Consider the following 21,422-nt stretch of genomic DNA (forward strand, 5'->3'; position numbering starts at 1 on the left):
AAAAAGGATTTAAATGAAAAAATTATTATTAAGTACTATTGCTGTTGCAGCATTAAGTTCATCTGCATTTGCTAATTCAAATACAGGTTGTGGATTAGGTTCAGTTTTAATTAAAGATCAAAGTACAACTGTAATGCAAGTTCTTGCAGCAACTACAAATGGTACTTCTGGTAACCAAACTTTTGGTATTTCATCAGGTACATTAAATTGTTCTCAACCAGCTAACTTTGCTTCAAATGACAAATTAAATAAATTTGTTGCTGATAACATGGATGAATTAGCTTTAGATATTTCAGCAGGTAAAGGTGAAACTTTAAATACTGTTGCTAAATTAATGAATGTTCAAGATTCTTCTACATTTAGTGCAAAATTAAAATCTAACTTTTCAAACATTTATGCAAGTGAAAATGTTACATCTTCTACAGTAATTGATTCTATTGCTAAGTATATGTAATTCTTTTTTAAATAAAGTAACTAAGATAATACTTCTTAGTTCTTTATTTATTTCATACTCATTTTCTTCTACTGCTACAGAAGATTTTATCAAAAAAAATAAACTTTATAATGATTCATATTGGTCAAAACTTTTACATTATAAAAATGGTAAAAGTGAAGTAGATTCTAATAATTTTTTTATTTCAAAAAATGGAAAAACTAATTTAAAAGAAGAATTATTAGAAACTATAGACTCATTACAAAATGGTACAAATAATACTTTATGTAGGTTCCCTCTAAGAGTAAAATGGTTAAAAGAAAAAATACCTAATCTTGAAAGTAAAATAAAAAAATATCAATGTAAAGATTTAGATTTATATCTAAAAGAAATAAATGCAAAATTTGCAAGCCTTATTTTCCCTACATCTCATATAAATTCTCCTGCTTCAATGTATGGACATACCTTTTTAAGATTGTCAGGGGATGAAAAAACACCTTTACTTGGTAATGCTGTAAATTATGCAGCACAAACAGAAGAAACAAATGGTTTGATTTTTGCATATAAAGGTTTGTTTGGTGGTTATAAAGGAAAATATTCAATACTACCTTACTATAAAAAGATAAAAGAGTATAGTAATTTAGAGCAAAGAGATATTTGGGAATATAAACTAGACCTAAGCCAAGAAGAAGTAGAAAAAATAGCTTTACACTCTTATGAACTAAAAGATGCATACTCATTTTACTACTTTTTTTTAGAAAATTGTTCATATAATCTTCTTTGGTTACTTGAAGTTGCAAGAGATGATTTAGAACTTGTTAACAATTTCTATCTAAAAGCAGCACCTCTTGACACAATAAAAATATTAAAGAAATATGATTTGATAAAACAGTCCGATTATAGATACTCTAAAATGACAAAAATGAAACATATTTTAGATAATGAGATTTTAAATAAGAACTATATAAAAAGCTTTGTAAAAGAGAATAAAGAATTACCAACAAGCTTAAGTTTAAAAGATAAAGCAGCATACTTAGACTTAAAAATTGAATATACTCAATATTTGAGAAGTAAGAATAAAATAGAAAAGAAAGATTATTTAAAAAAATATTTAAAACTTTTAAAACAAAGAAGTAAAATATCAATTGTTTCAGATTATGAAATAAAAAAAGCTAGTAATCCTCTTTTTTCTCATGATTCAGCAAGAGTAAGTTTAACTTATAATAGTGATAAAACTTATGAACTATCTGGTAAGCCTGTATATAGTAATATCTATGATATCTCTTATGGATATTTAGATGGTGCTTATATAGACTTCTTTGATTTAAATCTAAAAAAAGATGATGATAGAGTTTTTATTGATAAGTTTAAAATATTAGATATTAGTTCCTTATCAAAAAGAGATGAATTATTTAAACCTCTATCTTGGGGAATTGAACTTTCTTATGAAAGATTTAAAAGTCAAGAGGATTATATGAAACTAAAACCTAGTTTTGGAGTGACTTATGGAAATGAAAACTATTTTATTTATGCTTTAGGACAATCAAAGGCATACAATAAGTTAGGGGATAATTTACTTTCTTTAGGTTCAAAAATTGGTTTTGTTGCGAATAAATTTGAAGATATAAAACTAGGTTTATCTTATGAATATGACAAGTATAATAAAGGCTTTAAAAATAGAAACTTTGAAGTTTTTTCAACTTATAAAATAGATGAAAATTTATCTTTAAATTTGAAATATATAAATGACAATTTAATAAAACAAAGAGATATTAGTTCTTTCTCTTTGTTTTACTATTTTTAAATCAAGGTCTTATTACATAATTTTGGCTTCCATTTACAACATGGAAAATAGTTACCCCATATTTTTTGGCATAGTATTTCATAAGTAGCTTTTGTAAAGTTGGCTCAGTTGATGGGGTAAACCAAGCATTATTTGAAATAGCTATCATGTATTTTGTATCATTTAAGTTTTCAAATATCTTATCAGTAGTTGCCTCATAACAAATAGCATTTCTTATTTTTGTTCCATTTATTATAAAATCAGTTGCTTTCGAAGCTTTTGAATAATCAGAAGCACCTCCATAAAAAGTATTATTGATTAAATCAACAAAAAACTTTGGAAGTGGTATTTCTTCTCCAAAAGGAACTAATACAACTTTTTTTGCTATTTGAACTTCTCCTTTTGAGAAAAGATAAGTTGCATTATAAATTTTTTGATCTTCTAAGTATAATCCACCTGTAAAAATAGTAATCTCATAAGACTTTTCTTTTAGGAAATTTAATAGATCTCTTTGATTATTTAAAACTATTGGAATTGAAGTCTCAGGTAAAACTACAAGGTCTTTATTTAAAGATATTGCTTTATCTATTTCATTTAAATTCTTATTTATTAGAGTGTTTCTATTTTCTTTTTTCCATTTTAAATCTTGAGGAATATTAAATTGTGATAGATGAATATCAAGATTTGGATTATCAATTATTTCTCCCTGTGGAGATTGAAATGCAATAAAAAGTGGAACTAAAGCTAAGATTTTTAATCTTTTTAGTTGTGAAGCCATTAAAACTGCTGCTAAAATTAGAGCAAAACTCTCTTTTGTGGTATTAAAATATGAATCTATAAATAAAAGTTCAAATTTCATCCAATTAAAACCAAAAGGTGCTATAAAAGTAAATGCAAAAATTGCTATTACTCTATATAAAATATTATTGATTAATCCAAATAGTGAAAATAAAATTCCATAAGCAAGCCCTATAACTATTAGAAGTACCGGAACTAGGTATGTAAGCTCATAATATTGTAAAGATACAGCAATCCAATAAAACCAAAAAATACCTGTTGTAAAACCTGTAATAAAAAGTGATTTTCTAGGAATTGTTACTAAAAAATAAATAGCTAAAACACCTAAAATAGAATTTAAGGCAAGATATTCAATATTAAAATGACTTAAGTATATAAAAGCACTTAATAATATAGACGTAGTGAAGCCTTTTATTATAAAGTTTTTGTTAAAATTATCGCGTTTTACTAAAAACATACTAAACTACTTTTGAAAAGGAATTTTGATGGAAGGTTCAAGTGCTGATTTAATAAGCTCATTACTACCCCTTGTTGCATTATTTGCAATTTTTTACTTTTTGATTATAAGACCACAACAGAAACAAGCGAAAACGCATAAAGAAATGGTTAGTAATCTTAAAAAAGGTGATAAGATTGTAACAAATGGAGGCTTAATGGTAGAAGTAACTAAAGTAGAAGATGACTACTTTGTAGTGAAAAATAGTGATGGAACTGAAATGAAATTAATCAGAGAGTTCGTAGCTAAACTTTTAGAAGACTAATAATCTTTTTTTAAGACATGTAAGTTTCTTACATGTTTTATCTTTAAAAATTCAAACCCCCCTTACTAAGGATTAAGATTGAAAATCTTTAATTATAGACTTATAATATTTGCATTAAGTATTATTTTTGGTGTTGTTTTTTCAATTCCCTCACTTATGCAAACAGATAGCGGTAAAAAAATCTCATTAGGACTTGATTTACAAGGTGGATTACATATGCTTTTAGGTGTTAATACACATGAAGCAGTAACATCTAAAATCAAAACAATAGCAACTTCAGTTAAATATTTTACAGATGATGAAGATATTTTAATAGATAGTTTAGCTATTGATGAAGAATCTATTACATTTACAGTTTTAGACCCTGATGAATTAGCTAGAATGGATGAAATGTTAGCCAAGATTAAAGGTCTTGAAATTTCAAAAGTAAATACAGATTATACTGTAAAACTAACAAGTGAAGAAATTGAAAGAACAAAAGACTTATCAGTATCTCAAGCTGTTGAGACTATTAGAAATAGACTTGATCAGTTTGGTTTAGCAGAGCCTACAGTTGTAAGACAAGGTACTACTGATATTGTTGTTCAATTACCAGGTATTAAAACAGCAGAAGATGAAAAAGCTGCAAGAGAACTTATCTCAAAACCTGCAAACTTAGAACTTATGGCTATTGATGAAGTAAGAGCTGATCAAGTATATACTATGAGTGAGGCAGAGGCTTCTCAATATGGTGATATTATCTTAGAAGATACAAAAAATGCAGCAGTTAAATACCTTGTAAAAGAAATACCTATTTTAAGTGGTTCTCAAGTAATAGATGCACAAGTTGCATTTGATACAGCAAACCAGCCAATTATTAACTTTACACTAAATTCAAGTGGAGCTAGAATTTTTGGTGACTTTACAGGTAAAAATGTAGGTAGTAGATTAGCTGTTGTTTTAGATGGAAAAGTTTACTCAGCTCCAAATATCAGAGAAAGAATTGGTGGTGGAAGTGGTCAAATCTCAGGTGGATTTACTGTACAAGAAGCTGGAAATGTTGCAATTGCTTTAAGAAGTGGTGCTTTACCAGCATCTGTTAAACTTTTAGAGAAAAGAAGTGTAGGACCATCACTTGGTGCTGATTCTATTAAAGCTTCTACTATTGCTTTAGTTTCTGGATTTATTATAGTATTTATCTTCATGATTGTTTACTATAGAAGAGCAGGTATCATTGCAAATATTGCACTTGTTACAAATATTTTTATTATCATTTCTGTAATGGCAATGTTTGGAGCAACTCTTACACTTCCTGGTATGGCAGGTATTGTATTAACTGTAGGTATGGCAGTTGATGCCAATGTAATTATTGGTGAGAGAATTAGAGAGTTATTAAAGCAAGGTGTTTCTGTACCAAAAGCAATTGAAGATGGATATTCAAATGCAATGAGAGCTATTTTAGATGCAAATATCACTACACTTTTAGTTGCTGTGATTTTATATGCATATGGAACAGGTCCTATTAAAGGATTTGCTATTACAATTTCTATTGGTATTTTAGCTTCTATGTTAACTGCAATTTTAGGTACTCATGGTATTTATGAAGCCTTAGCTAGTAAAATCTCAAAAGATAAAGACTTAAAAAAATGGTTTGGAGTTAAATAATGGAATTTTTTAAATCAGATAAAATTTATAACTTTATGGGTAAGAGACTTCCTTTTTTAGGGTTCTCTTCACTTCTTGTTATTGCTTCACTTGTAATACTATTTACAAAAGGTCTTAACTTTGGTATTGACTTTGCTGGTGGTACTTTAGTTCAAGTTCAATATGAGCAAAAAGCTCCTATTGATAAAATAAGAGATGTTTTAAATGAAACTAAATACAAAGGTTCATCTATTACTGAGTTTGGAACTCCTGAAGAAGTTGTAATTAGAATTACAAATACATCTCCTGATATTGCAAATGATATTAGTGATGAAATGCACAAAATCTTAGATTCAACTGGAAGCTTTGAAGTAAGAAGAGTTGACATGGTTGGACCTAAAGTTGGTAATGAACTAAGAGAAAAAGGTTTAATGGCTTTAGGTTTATCTCTTATAGTAATTTTGATTTATGTATCATTTAGATTTGAATGGAGATTTGCCGTAGCTTCTATTTTGGCTTTAGCACATGATGTTACTATTGCATTGGGAGCTATTGCACTTGTGGGTGTAGAGGTAAACTTAGATATTTTAGCAGCTATTCTTACGATCCTTGGATATTCTCTAAACGATACAATTATTGTATTTGATAGAATTAGAGAGGGAGTTCAAACATCTAAAGAGAGTATTCTTGATAAAGTTGTAAATGAATCAGTAAGTAAAACACTTTCTAGAACAACACTTACGTCATTAACAACATTCTTTGTTGTTGTAACACTTTATTTATTTGGTGGAGAGATTATCAATGGATTCGCATTTACAATGCTTGTAGGTATTATTGTAGGTACTTATTCATCTATTTTTATTGCTGCATCATTCTTAGTTCAGTTAAAATTCTCAATTTCTGATTATAGAGCTAAAGAAGCAGAAAAATTAAAAAAACAAAAAGAAAAAGATAAGCTAAGAGCTATGTACGAGCAGGGTACAGTTTAATATAGTTTTGTTTTGATTTTAAAAAGGGAAGAGTTTTTACTCTTCCCTTTTTTTATTTGTATACTATGTATACAGAGGCTATATTTAGGCTATTTATGGGCTATAACAAAGCTATAAACTTATTTTATAATTACTTTAAGAAAATAAATAGGGTAATTATAAAATGTTTAGTAACAAACAAAATATAAAATTTTTACAAAAGTCAAAACAAAATAGAAATGACATAGTTTGTATCAATATCTTAGATTACAAAAATAGTTCATATCAAAAAAGTGAATACTCAATGTTTGTAAATAGTAACTTTGAAACTATAGGTTTTGACAATCTAAAAAGATTAGAAAACTATATCTTAACTTTAGTTGATGATGTAATAAAATCAAGACAAGGTAGATATGTAATCTTTGATTTAAAAAGTGAAAGTAGTGTGGTTCACACATGGGAGAAAGATTTTTTAAATGATAGTTATGTGAAATGTTGGGTCGAGCCATTTTATTATGAGGATGATTATGCTTGTATCGGTGAAGCTTTTGAAAACTCACAAAAAGGAATAAATAATACTTTAGTAAGGTCAATTAAGCATAAAAATGCATATTGTTTTTTCCCAAATTTTGATGAAAAAGATAACCATTTTAATACAAACAAGAATCTATTTTATCAAAGAATAGAAACTCCTTTAAAACTTTTTATATTTGGAGTGTCAAAACAAAGTGAAGAGTTAGTTAAAGTTTCAAACTATCTTGGGTGGCATACAACAGTTTGTGATATAAGAGGTAAAAACTTCAGAAACTATAAACTCGCTGATGAACTTTTAATACTTGATTCATATGAGAGTGCATATAAACTAAAAGAAAAAGAGTTTGATGCCGTAGTTGTGATAAATGCAAGTTCTAATAAAGAATATATAAAAGCTGCACTTGGTTTAAATGTAAGTCATATTGCTATTTTAAACTCTAATAAAAAAGTAAAACAGATAATCGATGAATATCATATGGAAGAAAATATCATAGAAGATAAAAGAGTTCATCATATAAGTAAAGCTCAATATGACAGTATAGAAACAGCAGCATTTAAAGTCTGTGCTTTGGTTCAAAATAGAAGAAAAGATGAGAAAGGAAAAGAACATGAATTTAATTAGTTTTGTACTTTTTATGTTTGCATATTTTGCTTTAGTTTGGAAATTGGGGTTTTCTTTTTAGTTTTTTGAAAACTAATACAAAGAGGAAGTATCTCTTTGTGTTCATACTTTTAATAAATAGGATGCTTTCTACTTTTTCTTTTATAAGAAAAACTAGGAAAAAGAAATCCTATCGCAAATTGTATTTTTGGGGATTTTGTTCAATCTTCGCTAAAATTTAAAAACTCGCTGTCGCTCTAACAGCTTAAATTTCTTTACGCTCATCAATCACAAAATCTTATCCCCAAAATACAAAGCTATTCCTTCTTCAAAAGTGTGAGCATTTTGAAAATAGCGTTAAGAAAAATCTATCTAAATTCGTAAAGAAATTTGAACTGTCTGAGGTGAGGTACGAACTGAGTTTTCAAATTTTAGAATTTCGATATATTTTTTAGCTATTTACAAACTCTGCTCACGATTTTTTGTTTCTTTTTTCTAAAAAAAGAATATGAAGAAAACTACAAATAAGAGTAAAAAGATAAAATATAACTAATTATTTAAATATGAAAGTAAGTAAAATGTGTAATGTAAAAGATTGTGAGTTAGATGAATATGAAAATGGTAAATGTATTTTACACTGTGAAAAAAAAGATTGGTATGAATCAGAAAATGATAAAAAAAACTGGGAAAAATCAGAAAATAAAATAAAATTATTTTGGGAAATTATAGACGAAAATATTGAAAACCTAAATAGTGTTGATATTGATATTGATGAAATACGAAAAATGTCAGAAGAAGATAATAAGGAATTCCATTCTTATTTATTTGATAGGGTAATTTTCCCTTGTTCAATTGATAATAGTTCACCTTTTTATGCAATTAATGAACATATCGACTTTAATAAAGATGAAGGACTAAATTTAAATTTTGAAAATTGTGAGTTTTTAGGAATTATTAATCTTGAGTATATTTTCAAATCTAAAAATATTAGATTTTATAGGTGCAAGTTTGATGAGAAGATTAGTTTTTCTAGAATGGTTTTTAAAAATGATTTTTTATTTGAAGGTTGCGAAGTACAAAAAAGTATATCTTTTAGGAATATTGTTTTTAATAAAATATGCTCTCTTATTGATACAAAATTTTATCAAAAATTAGATTTAATTCATTGTCGCTTTAATGATACATCATTAATGAATAATATCACAGTAAATAATTTTACTATAGATAATAGTTTTTTTAGAAAAGAAGTTAATTTTATAGATTCTAAGATTGATGTATCAAATCGTGAAACTGCAAGAATTATAAAAGACTCTTTTGAACAGCAAAATAATATCATTGAAGCAAATAAATTTTATGCAATTGAAATGCAAAAAAGAGAAGAAGAATTAAAACCTTCAAAAAACTTTTTTGAATGGCTTGTTTTTAAAACTCATGGTTTAGCTTCAAATCATTCACAAAACTGGTTATTAACTTTATTTTGGATTATTATATTTACTTTTATATATTCTTTTTATAGTTATATAAATATTATGAGTACTAAAATAGTTGATATTTCATTTTTTGAGATATACAAAGATGTTATTCTATATGAAAAGTTTATAGAGATTAATGAATTAAGTATTTGTATTTTTATTACCTTCTTTATTGGTTTAGTTATTTGGTTAATAACATTTAAATTTAAAATTCTAAATAAATCTATTTTTTTTATTTTTATAAGTTGTATATTTTATTTTTTTTATAGTTTTATTACAGGTGACTGGAAATTATTCTTATTTTCTAATAATGTCAATCCTTTTTCAATAGTAACACAAAATGAAAAGATTAGCTTCTTTGAGTTACTTTACAGAATAATAATTGCATACTTAATCTACCAGTTTATTATCTCTATAAGACAAAACACAAGAAGAAAATAGTCAATAACATAAAAAGTCACAAAGCCCATGATATTGGGCTTTAAACTTATTTCATATAAAATACTAATGAAATATTTATATATTATTAACCGGAGTTAATTATGGAAAAAAATAAACAAGGATTTTTGTATCAATTTAATGGTTTTACTTCAAAACATGGTACAGATTGGTTCTTAGCTCTTACTTGGATTTTTGTATTTGAAATCATCTCTTCTATTATTGAGTATAAGTTTTTAGACTATTCAAGAACTTATGTGATAGATATTCAAGCAGGTGTATTCAAAGAACTTTTGATAGCTGTATTTGTATCTTTTTTTGTATGGCATTTTGTTTATAGTATTATTGAAATGCAAAAAAATCAGTTTTATTTTTTAGTTATGTATGTTGCACTTATTGCTTATTTTGTTGTGACAAACGATATAACTTTTAATCTTTTATTTCACAATATTATTAACCCTTTTGAGTATGAGATAAATGGCTTTACACCATATACAGCCGTTCAGATATTTATAAAAATAATCATGCTTTATCTTTTTTTTATGATGTTTAAAGGCCTTAGACACAAGTTTTCAAAATAACTTATAAAGCATTACCAAAGCCATTTTTTACCTTTTTTTAGATAGTATATCTGCTTAAAATTAAAATAGTAGAAACTATAAAAGGATAAAAATGGATTGGGGTAAAGTAACTTATATTTTCTTTTCACTAATGTCACTTACTACAACTGCAGGTTTTCTTTATGAGCCAAATGCAATAGCTTTATTTATTGCAGCAGGAGTAAATGTAATATCAACGATTCTAAAAGTTGGGGTTAGAAATCTTCTTGCAGCAGAGTTGTTGGCAAGTTCATTAGTTGCTGATTTACACCTAATTCCAGCATTTATGGTATTAACTTTCATGCACGACTTACCACTTGCTATCTCCCTTGCAATTGGTGCAGTAGTAGCAAACGTTTTCTCAATAGCTTTAGCTTTAATTGAGAGTGCAAAAATTCAAGAGAAGGACGACTTTTAATGGAGTATAATTCAAAACACGTTGAGCAAAAGTGGCAAAACTTTTGGTCAGAAAATAAATCATTTGAACCAAGTGATGAGCAAACAAAAGACAAGAAATATATCTTAAGTATGTTTCCATATCCAAGTGGTAGAATCCATATGGGACATGTTAGAAACTACTGTCTAGGTGACGCATTTGCTAGATTTTATAGAAAAGAAAACTATAATGTTTTACATCCAATTGGATGGGATAGTTTTGGTATGCCAGCAGAAAATGCAGCTATTAAGCATAATCTTCATCCGAAAAAATGGACTTATGAAAATATTGATTACATGAGAGATGAGCTTAGAGCACTTGGATTATCTTTTAGTGAATCAAGAGAATTTGCTACATCTGATGAATTATACACAAGATGGGAACAAGAGTTTATCATCAAAATGTTTGAAGAAGGACTTTTATACAGAAAGTCAACTACTGTAAACTGGTGTCCACATGACTTAACAGTTTTAGCAAATGAGCAACTTGAAGAGGGTTGTTGTTGGAGATGTGGAACTGAAGTTGTTCAAAAAGAGATGCCTGGATATTATGTAGGTATTACTAAATATGCTCAAGAATTACTTGATGATTTATCTTCATTAGAAGACACTTGGCCTTCTCAAGTTTTAACTATGCAAGAAAACTGGATAGGAAGAAGTGAAGGTTTAGAGTTTGAATTTGAGTTATCAAAAGATTCTAGATACAAGCTTAATAGAGAGTTTAAAAAATATTCAGTATTTACAACTAGACCAGATACAATTTATGGTGTTTCTTATTCAGCATTAGCACCAGAACATCCAATTGTAAAATATATAGTTGATAACAAATTACTTCCAGAGAAAAAAATCAATGCTATTAAAGCAATGCAAAAAGTAAGTGAAAGAGATAGAGCAACACAAGATAAAGAAGGTGTTTCTTTAGAGATTGATGTAATCCATCCTTTAACTGGCGAAAATATTCCTGTATGGGTTGCTAACTTTGTATTAGCTTCTTATGGTGGTGGTGCTGTAATGGCTGTACCTGCTCATGACCAAAGAGACTTTGAGTTTGCAAGTCAATATGACTTAGCAATCAAACAAGTTATCCAAGGAAGTGAAGGTCTTATTGAAAACCCAAGTGAAGCATTTACAGGGGAAGGTGAGCTTATCAATTCTGAAAGCTTTACTGGACTTAAAAATACAAAAGCTAAAAAAGCTATTATTTACCATTTTGAACAAAACTCAATTGGTACTAAAAAAGTAAACTTCAAACTTAGAGATTGGGGAGTTTCAAGACAAAGATATTGGGGAGCACCAATTCCATTTGTTCACTGTGATGATTGTGGATTAGTTGCTGAAAAATCAGAAAACTTACCTATTGCTTTACCTGAAGATGTTGAAATAACAGGTGAGGGAAATCCTCTTGATACTCATCCAACTTGGAAGCATACAACTTGTCCATGTTGTGGTAAACCAGCAGTAAGAGAAACTGATACTTTAGATACATTTGTACAGTCTTCTTGGTACTTCTTAAGATATGCAACAAATCCAAAAGTTTGGAATGAAGAGGGTATTTCAAAAGCTGATTCTGACTACTGGATGGATGTTGATCAGTACATTGGTGGTATTGAGCACGCTATCTTACACCTTCTATATGCAAGATTTTTTACAAAAGTATTAAATGATTTAGGATATACAAACTCAAGAGAGCCATTTAAAAGATTACTTACTCAAGGTATGGTACTTAAAGATGGTGCTAAGATGTCAAAATCTAAGGGAAATGTAGTTGATCCTGATTTAATCGTAGAAAAATATGGAGCTGATACAGCTAGAATGTTTATTTTATTTGCTGCACCTCCTACAAAAGAGCTTGAGTGGAATGATTCTGCTGTTGAAGGTTCATTTAAATTCATCAAAAAGTTCTATGAAAGAGCTTCAAATGTAACGGCTAAGGGTATTGAAGAGTTTAAAAATATTGATCACTCATCATTATCAAAAGAAGAAAAAGAAGCAAGAAGAAAAGTATATGAAGCACTTCAAAAGTCAAATGATGTATTTGAAAAAACATATGCTTTCAATACTTTAATTGCAGCTTCAATGGAAGCTATGAATGCACTTCAAGCACAAAACAATGAAGCTGTATGGGCAGAAGGTTATTACATCCTTACAAATATTTTAGAGCCTGTAATTCCTCATGCTTGTTGGGATTTAGCAAATGGCTTATTCCAAAGAGAAAACTTCAATAACTCTTTAGAAGTGAAAGAAGAAGTATTTGCTTTAGATTCAATTGCACTTGCTGTTACAATTAATGGTAAGAAAAGAGCAGAAATAGAAGTATCACCTGATGCTTCAAAAGAAGATATTTTAGCTCAAGCTAAAGAAGTAGCTTCTAAATGGCTTGAAGGTAAAGATATAATCAAAGAGATTGTAGTACCAAATAAATTAGTAAACTTAGTTATAAAGGGATAAAGAATAATGAAAAGTATGAATAATGTAAGGAAAGTACTATTCGTACTTTTCACTTTATTATCTACATCTTTTATTTTAAATGGATGTGGATACAAACCCTCAACATATTATGCTAAAAAAGAGTTAGGTCAAAAGGTTTTTGTAAAGTTATTTGTAGACTTAAAAGACCCTAGAAATGCTGTGATTATTAAAGATTCACTAAATCAAGTATTACTTCAAAAGTTGAATACTAATTTAGTATATGATGAAGCTTTAGCTGATACTATTATGAAAATAAAAATTGGTTCAGTAAATATGCAAGAGTTACAGTATGATAAAGAAGGGTACAACAAACTTTATAGAGCCCTTGTTACACTTAATATTCAGTACAATAAAGTAAATGAACAAGTAAAAAATATCTCTTTAGAAGGGGAGCATAACTTCTCTATTGATGATGGTACAACTATTACAGATACAAAAAGATTTGAAGCTATTAAAAGTGCTGCAAATGATGCTTTAGATGAGTTCTTATCAAAGTTAGCCGTACACTCTTTTGATAAGTAGTTTCTATGACTACAGATTTAAAAAAAGCTAATCTTGAAGAGTTTTTGAAATACAAAACTCTTTATTATGACAAAATAGATTTCAGTACAGTAAGAAATTCTTGGGATATTTTAAGTCAAGAAATAAAACTTCCTTTTGTGATACATATTGTAGGAACAAATGGAAAAGGAAGTACTGGAAGATTCTTATCTCACTATTTATATAAAAAAAATTACAAAACACTACACTACAGCTCTCCTCATATCGTAAAATTTAATGAAAGAATTTGGATAAATGGAAGTGATGTAAGTGATTTAAAACTTGATGAAGCTCATAGATTTTTACAAGATATATATGATATTGAACTACTTTCTAAACTTACATATTTTGAATATACAACACTACTAGCTATATACTTATCAAAAGATATGGATTATTTAGTTTTAGAAGCTGGACTTGGAGGAGAATTTGATGCTACAAATGTAGTACCAAGTGATTTATCTTTGATTACTACTATTGATTTAGATCATCAAAGTTTCTTAGGAAATACAGTTGAAGAAATAGCTATTACAAAAATGCGTTCAGTTGATACTAAAATGCTAGTTGGTTACCAAATTCATGATAGTGTAAAACAAAGTGCTTTTGAAGTGCAAAGACAAATTAAAGATGAAAGAAATAAAGACATAAGTATAGAATTTCTTGAAGAATTTAATAAATATAACTTAAAAGAGAGTTTTGCATCATATTTAAAAAGAAATTTACACTTAGTTATAAAATGTTTAGAAGAGTTACACATCGATATTGACTTATCTTTATTTGAGGATGTAAAACTTTTTGGAAGATGTCAAAAAATTGCTTCAAATATCACTATTGATGTGGGGCACAATCCCCTCGCTGCAAGGGTTTTGAAAGAAGAATTTAAAAATAAAGAAATTACTTTAATTTATAATTCTTATGCGGATAAAGATTATGAGGAAGTTTTAAAAATATTAAAACCAATAATTAAAGAGATAATTATAATAGATATTGATGATAATAGGATGGTTGAAAAAAATAATTTATTGAAAATTATAAAAGATTTAAATATAATAAATATTCCAAGTATAGAAATAAACGAAAATAAAGAGTATTTAGTATTTGGTTCTTTCTTAGTTGTAGAGAAATTTTTATCAATGATTGGTTTTAATGAAAAATAGATTAATAATTACTGTTTCAGATATAAAAGGTACAAAGTCATATAATTTACATCAGTTTATAAAAAAAATACTTTTATTTGTTATTATAGGTATATTAGTTATAATTGCAGGAAGTTTTGCTTTTATATCTTATTTAAGTAATGAAGTAGATGAAGTTAGAAAAGATAAAGAGAATGAATTAAAGGTTTTAACTCAAAAAGAGGAAAAACTTGTAGCTCAAAATAAATTTTACTCTATGCAAATAAAAAGTAAAATAAAAGATATTGATGAGTTAAGTTCAAAACTTGATGAAATTCATACTATAATTGGTGTTGATAAAGATGCTACAACAGAAGAGATTACTAAAAAAACTCTTGAAGCGATGAATATAAATAAAAGAAGATATACTTTAAGGGTTATTCCAAATGGAAAACCTTTAGATAAGATAACTACATCTTCTGGTTTTGGTTATAGAATACATCCTATTACTAAAAAAAGACAGTTTCATAGAGGTTTAGATATACCTGCTAATAGAAAAACACCAGTTAGGGTTACAGCTGATGGTGTAGTTGAATATGTTCAAGCAGCAAATAGAGGTTCTTATGGAAGAGTTATTAGAATAAACCATAACTTTGGCTTTAAAACTGTATATGCTCACTTAAATAAAACAATGGTTAAAGTTGGACAAATAGTAAAAAAAGGCGAGATTATAGGACTTAGTGGAAACTCAGGTCGAAGCTCAGGCCCTCACTTACACTATGAAGTAAGATATGCAAACAAAGTTTTAAATCCGAAAAAGTTCATCAAATGGAACTTAAACAATTATGATTACATCTTTAAAAATGAGAGGAGAGTGCAATGGGAGTCTTTAATAAGTCTAATAAGGGATCAACATCAAATGGAGCAACAGTAGTTGCTGCAGGCACTTGTATAATAGGTGGTATTAGTACAAAAGGTACTGTGCATATTGATGGAAAATTTGAAGGTGTTATTTTAGAAGCTGATGTTATATCAATAGGAACAGAAGGTGAGGTTATTGGAGATATAAAAGCCAATAATTTAGTTGTAAATGGCCTTTTTGATGGAAAAATTGATTGTAATGAAGTTCAGATTTTAGAAGAGGGACGAGTTATAGGTGAGATGAGATATAACGAACTTGTAATTGATCCAAAGGGTAAATTTGAGGGAAGAGGAATTAGAAAAAATTCTGAATTAAAAAGTAGATATAACGAGATTGAACAAAAAATCAATAATATTGTAGTTGGTCCATCAGCAATTGCTCATGATAAATCTTAAGAAAAAATTAGAAGTACTTTATTCTCAAAAGAAACAAATTGAAGATGAGATTAAAGCCTTAGAGCTTCAAATACAAGAAGAAGCTAAGTTAAAAAAGAACTTTACAAAAGATGAGAAAATAGATATTTTTAAATCTTTATTTCTTGCAAGAAGTGATATTTATGCAAAAAAATGGATTAGTAAAGATGGAGATAAACAAGGCTTTTATCCTGTAACACAAACTTTTAAAGGGGAAGATTTTCTTCCTATTACAAACCATGATATAGAATCACACTTAAGAGGTTTGGTTCACCTAGCAACTTATTGTATAGATTCAAATAATAACTCAAAATTTATAGCCTTTGAAATACTTGATGAAGATAAGTTTAAACTACAGATTGCTTTAAACTCTTTGAATATCAGAGCTTATTATGAATTGAACTCTTATAATAGTTTAATTGCATGGATTTTTTTTGAAGAAGCTATTTCTTCAAAAATAGTACATAACTTTGGTAAATTTGTAATGAAAAAAGCAAATATAAGTGCTAAGCTTTATCCAAATAGTGAGTTTGCTACAAAAGCAAGCCTTGGAAATAGTATAGAGTTACCACTTCATTTAAACTATAGAAAAAAGAATAAAACTGTTTTTATTGATACTAATACAAATAAAATTTATGAAGATCAATGGATGGTTTTAAATAATGTCTCAAAAATAAATAAAGAGACTATTTATAAGTTTTCACAAGTAAGCACATCAGCAAATGATGAAAAAGATTTTGGGAATATAGAGTTTCCTCTAAATATGATTGAAATGGTTTTATTTGATTTTATTTATATTCCAACACAAAACTTATCTAAATCACTGATTAATAAACTTAAATCTTTTGCTTCTTTTGAGAATCCTCAAATCAAAGTACTATTAAGCCTTAGAAAACCTTTGTATAATACTCCAAGGGTGCTTCAAGGCTTTGAAGAAGATGAAAGTCATCTTATGCTTCCAAGAGGTCTTAAAACAAAAGTATGTGACTTTTTTAATGAAAATGGTGTTAAATATACTATTGATGATAAAAGACACTTTGAGCAAATACATACAAAAAAAGTGAAATTTACCTTAAGACCTGAACAAGATGAAGCTATAAAGCAGATTTTAAAAGCAGATTTTTCTATTTGTGTGGCTCCTCCTGGTTTTGGAAAAACATTAATTGGTGCTAAGATGTTTGAGCAAAGAGCAGTTAGTACTATGATTGTTGTAAATAAAAATATGCTTTTAAATCAATGGATTGAGAGATTTGTTGATTACTTTGAGTATAACAAAAAAGATATAGGTTATTTAGGAAAAGGAAAAAATAAACTAAATGGAATAATAGATGTTGCAACAATGCAAAGTTTAAAAAACTCCCCTGAGATTATCAATAAATACTCTTTTGTGATAGTTGATGAGTGTCACCATATTCCAGCAGTTACTTTTGAGCAGATTATCAAAAACTTTAAGGGAAAATATATCTTAGGTTTAAGTGCAACCCCAAATAGAAAAGATGGCTTACAACCAATTTTATTTCAACAATTAGGTGAAGTAGCATATGAGTATAAAAAGAAAAGAACTCATACAAATAAACTAAAGATAATTAGAACAGAATTTACAAGCGAGGCTGATAACTATGCGACTATAATTAATGAACTTTGTGTCAATGAAGCTAGAAATAACTTAATAATTCAGCAAATAAAAGATAATATATCTAGAAAGATTTTGATTCTTACAGACAGAATTGAGCATATAAATATTTTGGAAAATTTTTTATGTGAAGAAAAAATAGAGTATGTTAGTATTCATGGAAGTATGAATAAAAAAGAGCAAGTTGAAAATATGAATAAGGTTAGAGAATCATCTTTGATTTTAGCTACTACTTCGTATTTTGGTGAGGGAATAGACTTTCCTCACCTAAATACGATAATGTTTGTAACACCTATTTCATATTATGGTAGACTTGTGCAATATTTAGGAAGAATTGGTAGAGGAAATCAAGAGTGTTTAGCTATTGATTTTTTAGACTCAAAAAACCCTATGTTAAACTCTGCTTACAAAAAAAGGCTTGAAGGCTATAAGCAGATGCATTATAAATAAAGGAGAACATGGATGTTAGGGATTATTGTCTCAACAATTGCAATTGCATTAATCGTAAATTTAATTCTAAAAAAGTTTCATTTACCTACTATCATTGGGTATATTTTTACAGGAACAATTATAGCTTATGCTTTTGAATTACATGATGCTGTAAATAACCATACATTAAAAGAAATAGCTGAATTTGGGGTTGTTTTTTTAATGTTTACTATTGGATTAGAATTCTCAATTGAACATCTAAAAAAGATGAAAAGGGAAGTGTTTGTAACAGGAAGTTTACAGATACTAGTTACTGCTACATTTGTATTTTTAGTATGTTACTTTGCAATTGGACTATCTACTGAAACATCTGTTATCATAGGTGCTGCACTTGCCTTGTCTTCAACAGCTATCGTACTTAAAACTTTTAATGAAACAAAAGAGATAAATAGACCTCATGGAAGACGTGTTTTAGGTATTTTAATTATGCAAGATATTGCAGTAATTCCTATTTTACTTATGATTTCTTTCTTTACTATGGGTGATGATAAAAGTGTAGGTTATATGATATTTGAAACATTAGTTGCTGCATTTATCTTATTAACACTGCTTTATGTTTCAGGAAAGTATTTATTAGAGCCATTTTTAACATTGGTTTCAAAAACTAAAACAGATGAGCTTTTTGTAGGTTCAGTACTTTTACTTGCAATTGGTTCTTCATATTTAGCTCATTATTTTGGTTTTACTTATTCACTTGGAGCTTTTGTTGCAGGTATGATGATTAGTGAGACAAAGTTTAAACATCAAGTTGAAGCTGACCTAATACCATTTAGAAATATTCTTTTAGGTGTGTTCTTTATTACAGTGGGTATGCAAATTAACTTTACAGTAATTGGTGAATATATTTGGATAATTCTTCTTTTACTTCCAGTTTTAATGGGATTGAAATATGCAATCATTTATACAATTGTGAAGTTTGAAGATAATAAAAGGGTTGCATTTAAAACAGCTTTATCATTGATTCAAATTGGTGAATTTTCACTTGCAATTTTAGAACTTGCAAGAAGTAAAGATTTAGTTGATCCTACTTATTCACAAGTATTGATTGTAACTATTGTAATTTCTATGGTATTAACTCCAATTATTCTGAAAAATTTATCTAAAGCAGCAGCTAAACTTGTTCCTGAAGATGTTATGATGATTAACTCAGCACACCATGTGGATGAAGATAAGAAAAACCATGTTGTAGTACTTGGATATGGAAGATTCGGTCAATCTATTGTAAATGAACTTAAAATGTTAGAACAAGATTATGTTGTAATTGAACATAATATGAAATTTTATCAGTTAGGTGAACAAAGAGGTGAGCCAATAGTTTTTGGAAATGCAGCACATAGACATATTCTAAACTCTGTAAATATTAAAACAGCCTCAGCTGTTATTGTTGCTGTTAATAACCCAGAAGCCTTACAGCTTATTTGTCATGCAATTGATGATTTAACTCATAATGCTAAGACAATTATTACAGTTACAAGTGAACAAGATAAGAAAGCTCTTGAAGGTTTACATCTAGAGCATATTATTGTTGAGACGAATCAAATAGCTAAATCAGTAGTTGATGAGGTTATGTATTGTAGATTAGGTTAAGTAGTTAACTATTTAAATAAAAGATAAGGATTTTAATCCTTATCTATATATCTTTTTCTTGCGCTATCTTTTATTTTATCAACTTCAACTAAGATAAATCCATCAACACAATCAGCAAATTCAGGGTCAATATTAAAATCGCAAAATTTAACACCACCTTCTGATGCGATATCAGAGTACTGTTTATAAAGTGTGGGTACTGCACAGTTCATATTTGATAGAGTAGATTTTAAAAGTTTAAAGTCAGCTCTTTTATCTTCTAAATGAAAAACTTCTTTTACTTCATTTACACTATTTGAGTATTGATAAGGGATTTTTGCAGTTACTAAACTAGCTTTTGTTTTAAAATAATGTGAATAGTAATAAACCATCATATCTTTTGCTGCTTTTGGAAAAGATGCACTCATAGATACAGGTCCAAACATATATTTTATATGTGGGTTCTTCTTAAGATAAGCTCCAATTCCATACCATAGGTAATCTAAGGCTCTTGTTCCCCAGTATTTAGGTTGCACAAAACTTCTTCCAAGCTCAATAGAATTTTTTAAGTATGGAATCATATCTTCGTTGTAGTCAAATAGTTTATTTGAATAAAAACCTTTAACTCCTATATTTTTATAGATAAAATCAGAATTACCAATTCTATATGAACCAACTATTTCTAAATCATTTTTATCCCATAAAATAATATGTTGATAATATATATCAAACTTATCAGTATCTCTTTTTTTGTTGATACCCTCACCAACCTTTCTAAAAGATATTTCTCTTAATCTTCCAAGCTCTTTTAATACAACAGAGTCTTCTGTGTAGTCATAAAGGTATATCTCTTTCCCATCTTTTGTTTCACCTATTAATTGAGAGCTTTTAAGCTCTGATAATATATCTGCTCTTCTTTGAGGGTGAGCAATTGCTGATTGTGTTTGAAAAAAAGATTTTTTTCCTTTTTTTAGTGCATATAAATGCTTTCTATAAAGATTTACTAAAAACTTTTTATTTATTCCTTTTGGTAATATATTTTCATTAGGAATAATCTCTCCAATTTTGATATTAATTCTTTTTGATTTCTTTTTAAACATCTCATTTGATAAAAGTAAAGTTGAAAAAGTTTTATTTAAAACAGATACTGTATAAAATGTTTTAGAATTTTTTGCATTTAAATATATAGGAAGTATTGGTGAACCTGTATTTTGGGCAAAGTTTAAAAAACCTTTACTCCAAATAGGATCTTTTATACCTTTTGAAGTGGCACGACTAACTTCACCTGCTGGGAAGATGATAATAGCCTCTTCATTATTTAAGGCATCATAGATGTTTTTAATATCTTTTTTAGATTGTCTAATTTTATAATTATCAATTGGAATTAAAAGTGAGTTTAAAGCTTCAAATCCAACTAAAAAATCATTTGCAACAATTCTTACATCTTTTCTTACTTGTGAGATTAGTCTAAGTAAACATAGTGCGTCTAATCCACCTAAAGGATGGTTAGCAATAATTACTACTTTTCCTGAACTTGGAATGTTTTGTAAATCATTACTTGAAACAGTATAGTCAAAGTCAAAATAGTCTAAAACAGCATCTACAAACTCAAAACCTTTTAAATGTTCATTTTGTGATAAGAACTGGTTAATCGAGTCTTCATGCACTATCTTTCTAGCTATTTTAAATAAAGATTTTTTTAAAAAGTTCTGTTTTTTATTTATATTAGGAAACTTTTTTTCTATCTCTTTTTGTACATCAATCATATATTCTCCTTAATGTAATTGTAGTTTCCTTTGATTACAAAAAGGTAACAGTAACCTTTTTTAG

18 protein-coding genes are annotated in these 21,422 nt (G+C 27.9%); 16 read left to right on the plus strand and 2 right to left on the minus strand.

Annotation, left to right across the window (positions count from 1 at the left end):
• The first annotated feature begins 13 nt into the window (after positions 1-13).
• Positions 14-454 carry a DUF3015 family protein gene (locus tag NJU99_RS02680; RefSeq protein WP_254577197.1) on the plus strand — a complete coding sequence of 147 codons (441 nt, stop codon included), beginning with the start codon at positions 14-16 and terminating at the stop codon, positions 452-454.
• Positions 438-2,237, plus strand: a complete 1,800-nt coding sequence (locus tag NJU99_RS02685) for an Lnb N-terminal periplasmic domain-containing protein (protein WP_254577198.1) — start codon at positions 438-440, stop codon at positions 2,235-2,237. Before NJU99_RS02680 ends, NJU99_RS02685 begins: the two co-directional genes overlap by 17 nt.
• Before the next feature lies 1 nt (position 2,238).
• Here the strand turns inward: NJU99_RS02685 and NJU99_RS02690 are convergent, their stop codons facing one another.
• On the minus strand, positions 2,239-3,471 hold the full coding sequence (locus tag NJU99_RS02690) for an apolipoprotein N-acyltransferase (protein ID WP_254577199.1): 1,233 nt from the start codon (positions 3,469-3,471) through the stop codon (positions 2,239-2,241).
• A gap of 28 nt (positions 3,472-3,499) precedes the next feature.
• Here NJU99_RS02690 and yajC point away from each other — a divergent pair, with 28 nt between their 5' ends.
• The 14 genes from yajC (at position 3,500) to NJU99_RS02760 (ending at position 19,613) form a co-directional block, all read left to right on the plus strand.
• Positions 3,500-3,775: a preprotein translocase subunit YajC gene (yajC, locus tag NJU99_RS02695; protein ID WP_254577200.1), complete on the plus strand. Its 276-nt coding sequence runs from the start codon at positions 3,500-3,502 to the stop codon at positions 3,773-3,775.
• A gap of 78 nt (positions 3,776-3,853) precedes the next feature.
• Complete coding sequence (gene secD, locus NJU99_RS02700; RefSeq protein ID WP_254577201.1) at positions 3,854-5,419, plus strand: protein translocase subunit SecD; 1,566 nt, start codon at positions 3,854-3,856, stop codon at positions 5,417-5,419.
• Positions 5,419-6,387 (plus strand): protein translocase subunit SecF, encoded by a 969-nt coding sequence (gene secF / locus NJU99_RS02705; protein WP_254577202.1) that lies wholly within the window; start codon positions 5,419-5,421, stop codon positions 6,385-6,387. Before secD ends, secF begins: the two co-directional genes overlap by 1 nt.
• A 163-nt stretch (positions 6,388-6,550) precedes the next feature.
• Positions 6,551-7,522: an XdhC family protein gene (locus NJU99_RS02710; protein WP_254577203.1), complete on the plus strand. Its 972-nt coding sequence runs from the start codon at positions 6,551-6,553 to the stop codon at positions 7,520-7,522.
• Between the two features lie 557 nt (positions 7,523-8,079).
• Complete coding sequence (locus NJU99_RS02715; protein WP_254577204.1) at positions 8,080-9,414, plus strand: hypothetical protein; 1,335 nt, start codon at positions 8,080-8,082, stop codon at positions 9,412-9,414.
• Between the two features lie 101 nt (positions 9,415-9,515).
• The gene (locus tag NJU99_RS02720; RefSeq protein ID WP_254577205.1) at positions 9,516-9,992 is read left to right on the plus strand and encodes a hypothetical protein; all 477 of its coding nucleotides are present in this window, start codon (positions 9,516-9,518) and stop codon (positions 9,990-9,992) included.
• 91 nt (positions 9,993-10,083) lie between these two features.
• Positions 10,084-10,428, plus strand: a complete 345-nt coding sequence (locus NJU99_RS02725; RefSeq protein ID WP_254577206.1) for a DUF6394 family protein — start codon at positions 10,084-10,086, stop codon at positions 10,426-10,428.
• The gene (leuS, locus tag NJU99_RS02730; RefSeq protein WP_254577207.1) at positions 10,428-12,893 is read left to right on the plus strand and encodes a leucine--tRNA ligase; all 2,466 of its coding nucleotides are present in this window, start codon (positions 10,428-10,430) and stop codon (positions 12,891-12,893) included. Before NJU99_RS02725 ends, leuS begins: the two co-directional genes overlap by 1 nt.
• A gap of 6 nt (positions 12,894-12,899) precedes the next feature.
• Positions 12,900-13,436: an LPS assembly lipoprotein LptE gene (gene lptE / locus NJU99_RS02735; RefSeq protein ID WP_254577208.1), complete on the plus strand. Its 537-nt coding sequence runs from the start codon at positions 12,900-12,902 to the stop codon at positions 13,434-13,436.
• Between the two features lie 5 nt (positions 13,437-13,441).
• A complete protein-coding gene (locus tag NJU99_RS02740) occupies positions 13,442-14,611 on the plus strand; it encodes a folylpolyglutamate synthase/dihydrofolate synthase family protein (RefSeq protein WP_254577209.1) in 1,170 nt (389 codons plus the stop codon).
• The gene (locus NJU99_RS14895) at positions 14,601-15,503 is read left to right on the plus strand and encodes a M23 family metallopeptidase (protein ID WP_283256436.1); all 903 of its coding nucleotides are present in this window, start codon (positions 14,601-14,603) and stop codon (positions 15,501-15,503) included. Before NJU99_RS02740 ends, NJU99_RS14895 begins: the two co-directional genes overlap by 11 nt.
• Positions 15,449-15,886, plus strand: coding sequence for a bactofilin family protein (locus tag NJU99_RS02750; protein ID WP_254577210.1), 438 nt, complete (start codon positions 15,449-15,451; stop codon positions 15,884-15,886). The genes NJU99_RS14895 and NJU99_RS02750 overlap by 55 nt, the downstream gene beginning before the upstream one ends.
• Positions 15,873-17,987 (plus strand): DEAD/DEAH box helicase, encoded by a 2,115-nt coding sequence (locus NJU99_RS02755; RefSeq protein ID WP_254577211.1) that lies wholly within the window; start codon positions 15,873-15,875, stop codon positions 17,985-17,987. The genes NJU99_RS02750 and NJU99_RS02755 overlap by 14 nt, the downstream gene beginning before the upstream one ends.
• 12 nt (positions 17,988-17,999) lie before the next feature.
• The gene (locus NJU99_RS02760) at positions 18,000-19,613 is read left to right on the plus strand and encodes a cation:proton antiporter (RefSeq protein ID WP_254577212.1); all 1,614 of its coding nucleotides are present in this window, start codon (positions 18,000-18,002) and stop codon (positions 19,611-19,613) included.
• A 32-nt stretch (positions 19,614-19,645) separates the two neighbouring features.
• Here NJU99_RS02760 and olsF read toward each other — a convergent pair whose 3' ends face one another.
• Positions 19,646-21,358, minus strand: a complete 1,713-nt coding sequence (olsF, locus tag NJU99_RS02765) for a bifunctional ornithine lipid synthase OlsF (RefSeq protein WP_254577213.1) — start codon at positions 21,356-21,358, stop codon at positions 19,646-19,648.
• Positions 21,359-21,422: the final 64 nt, after the last annotated feature.

Source organism: Arcobacter roscoffensis (genome assembly GCF_024267655.1).
Classification (GTDB): domain Bacteria; phylum Campylobacterota; class Campylobacteria; order Campylobacterales; family Arcobacteraceae; genus Arcobacter_B; species Arcobacter_B roscoffensis.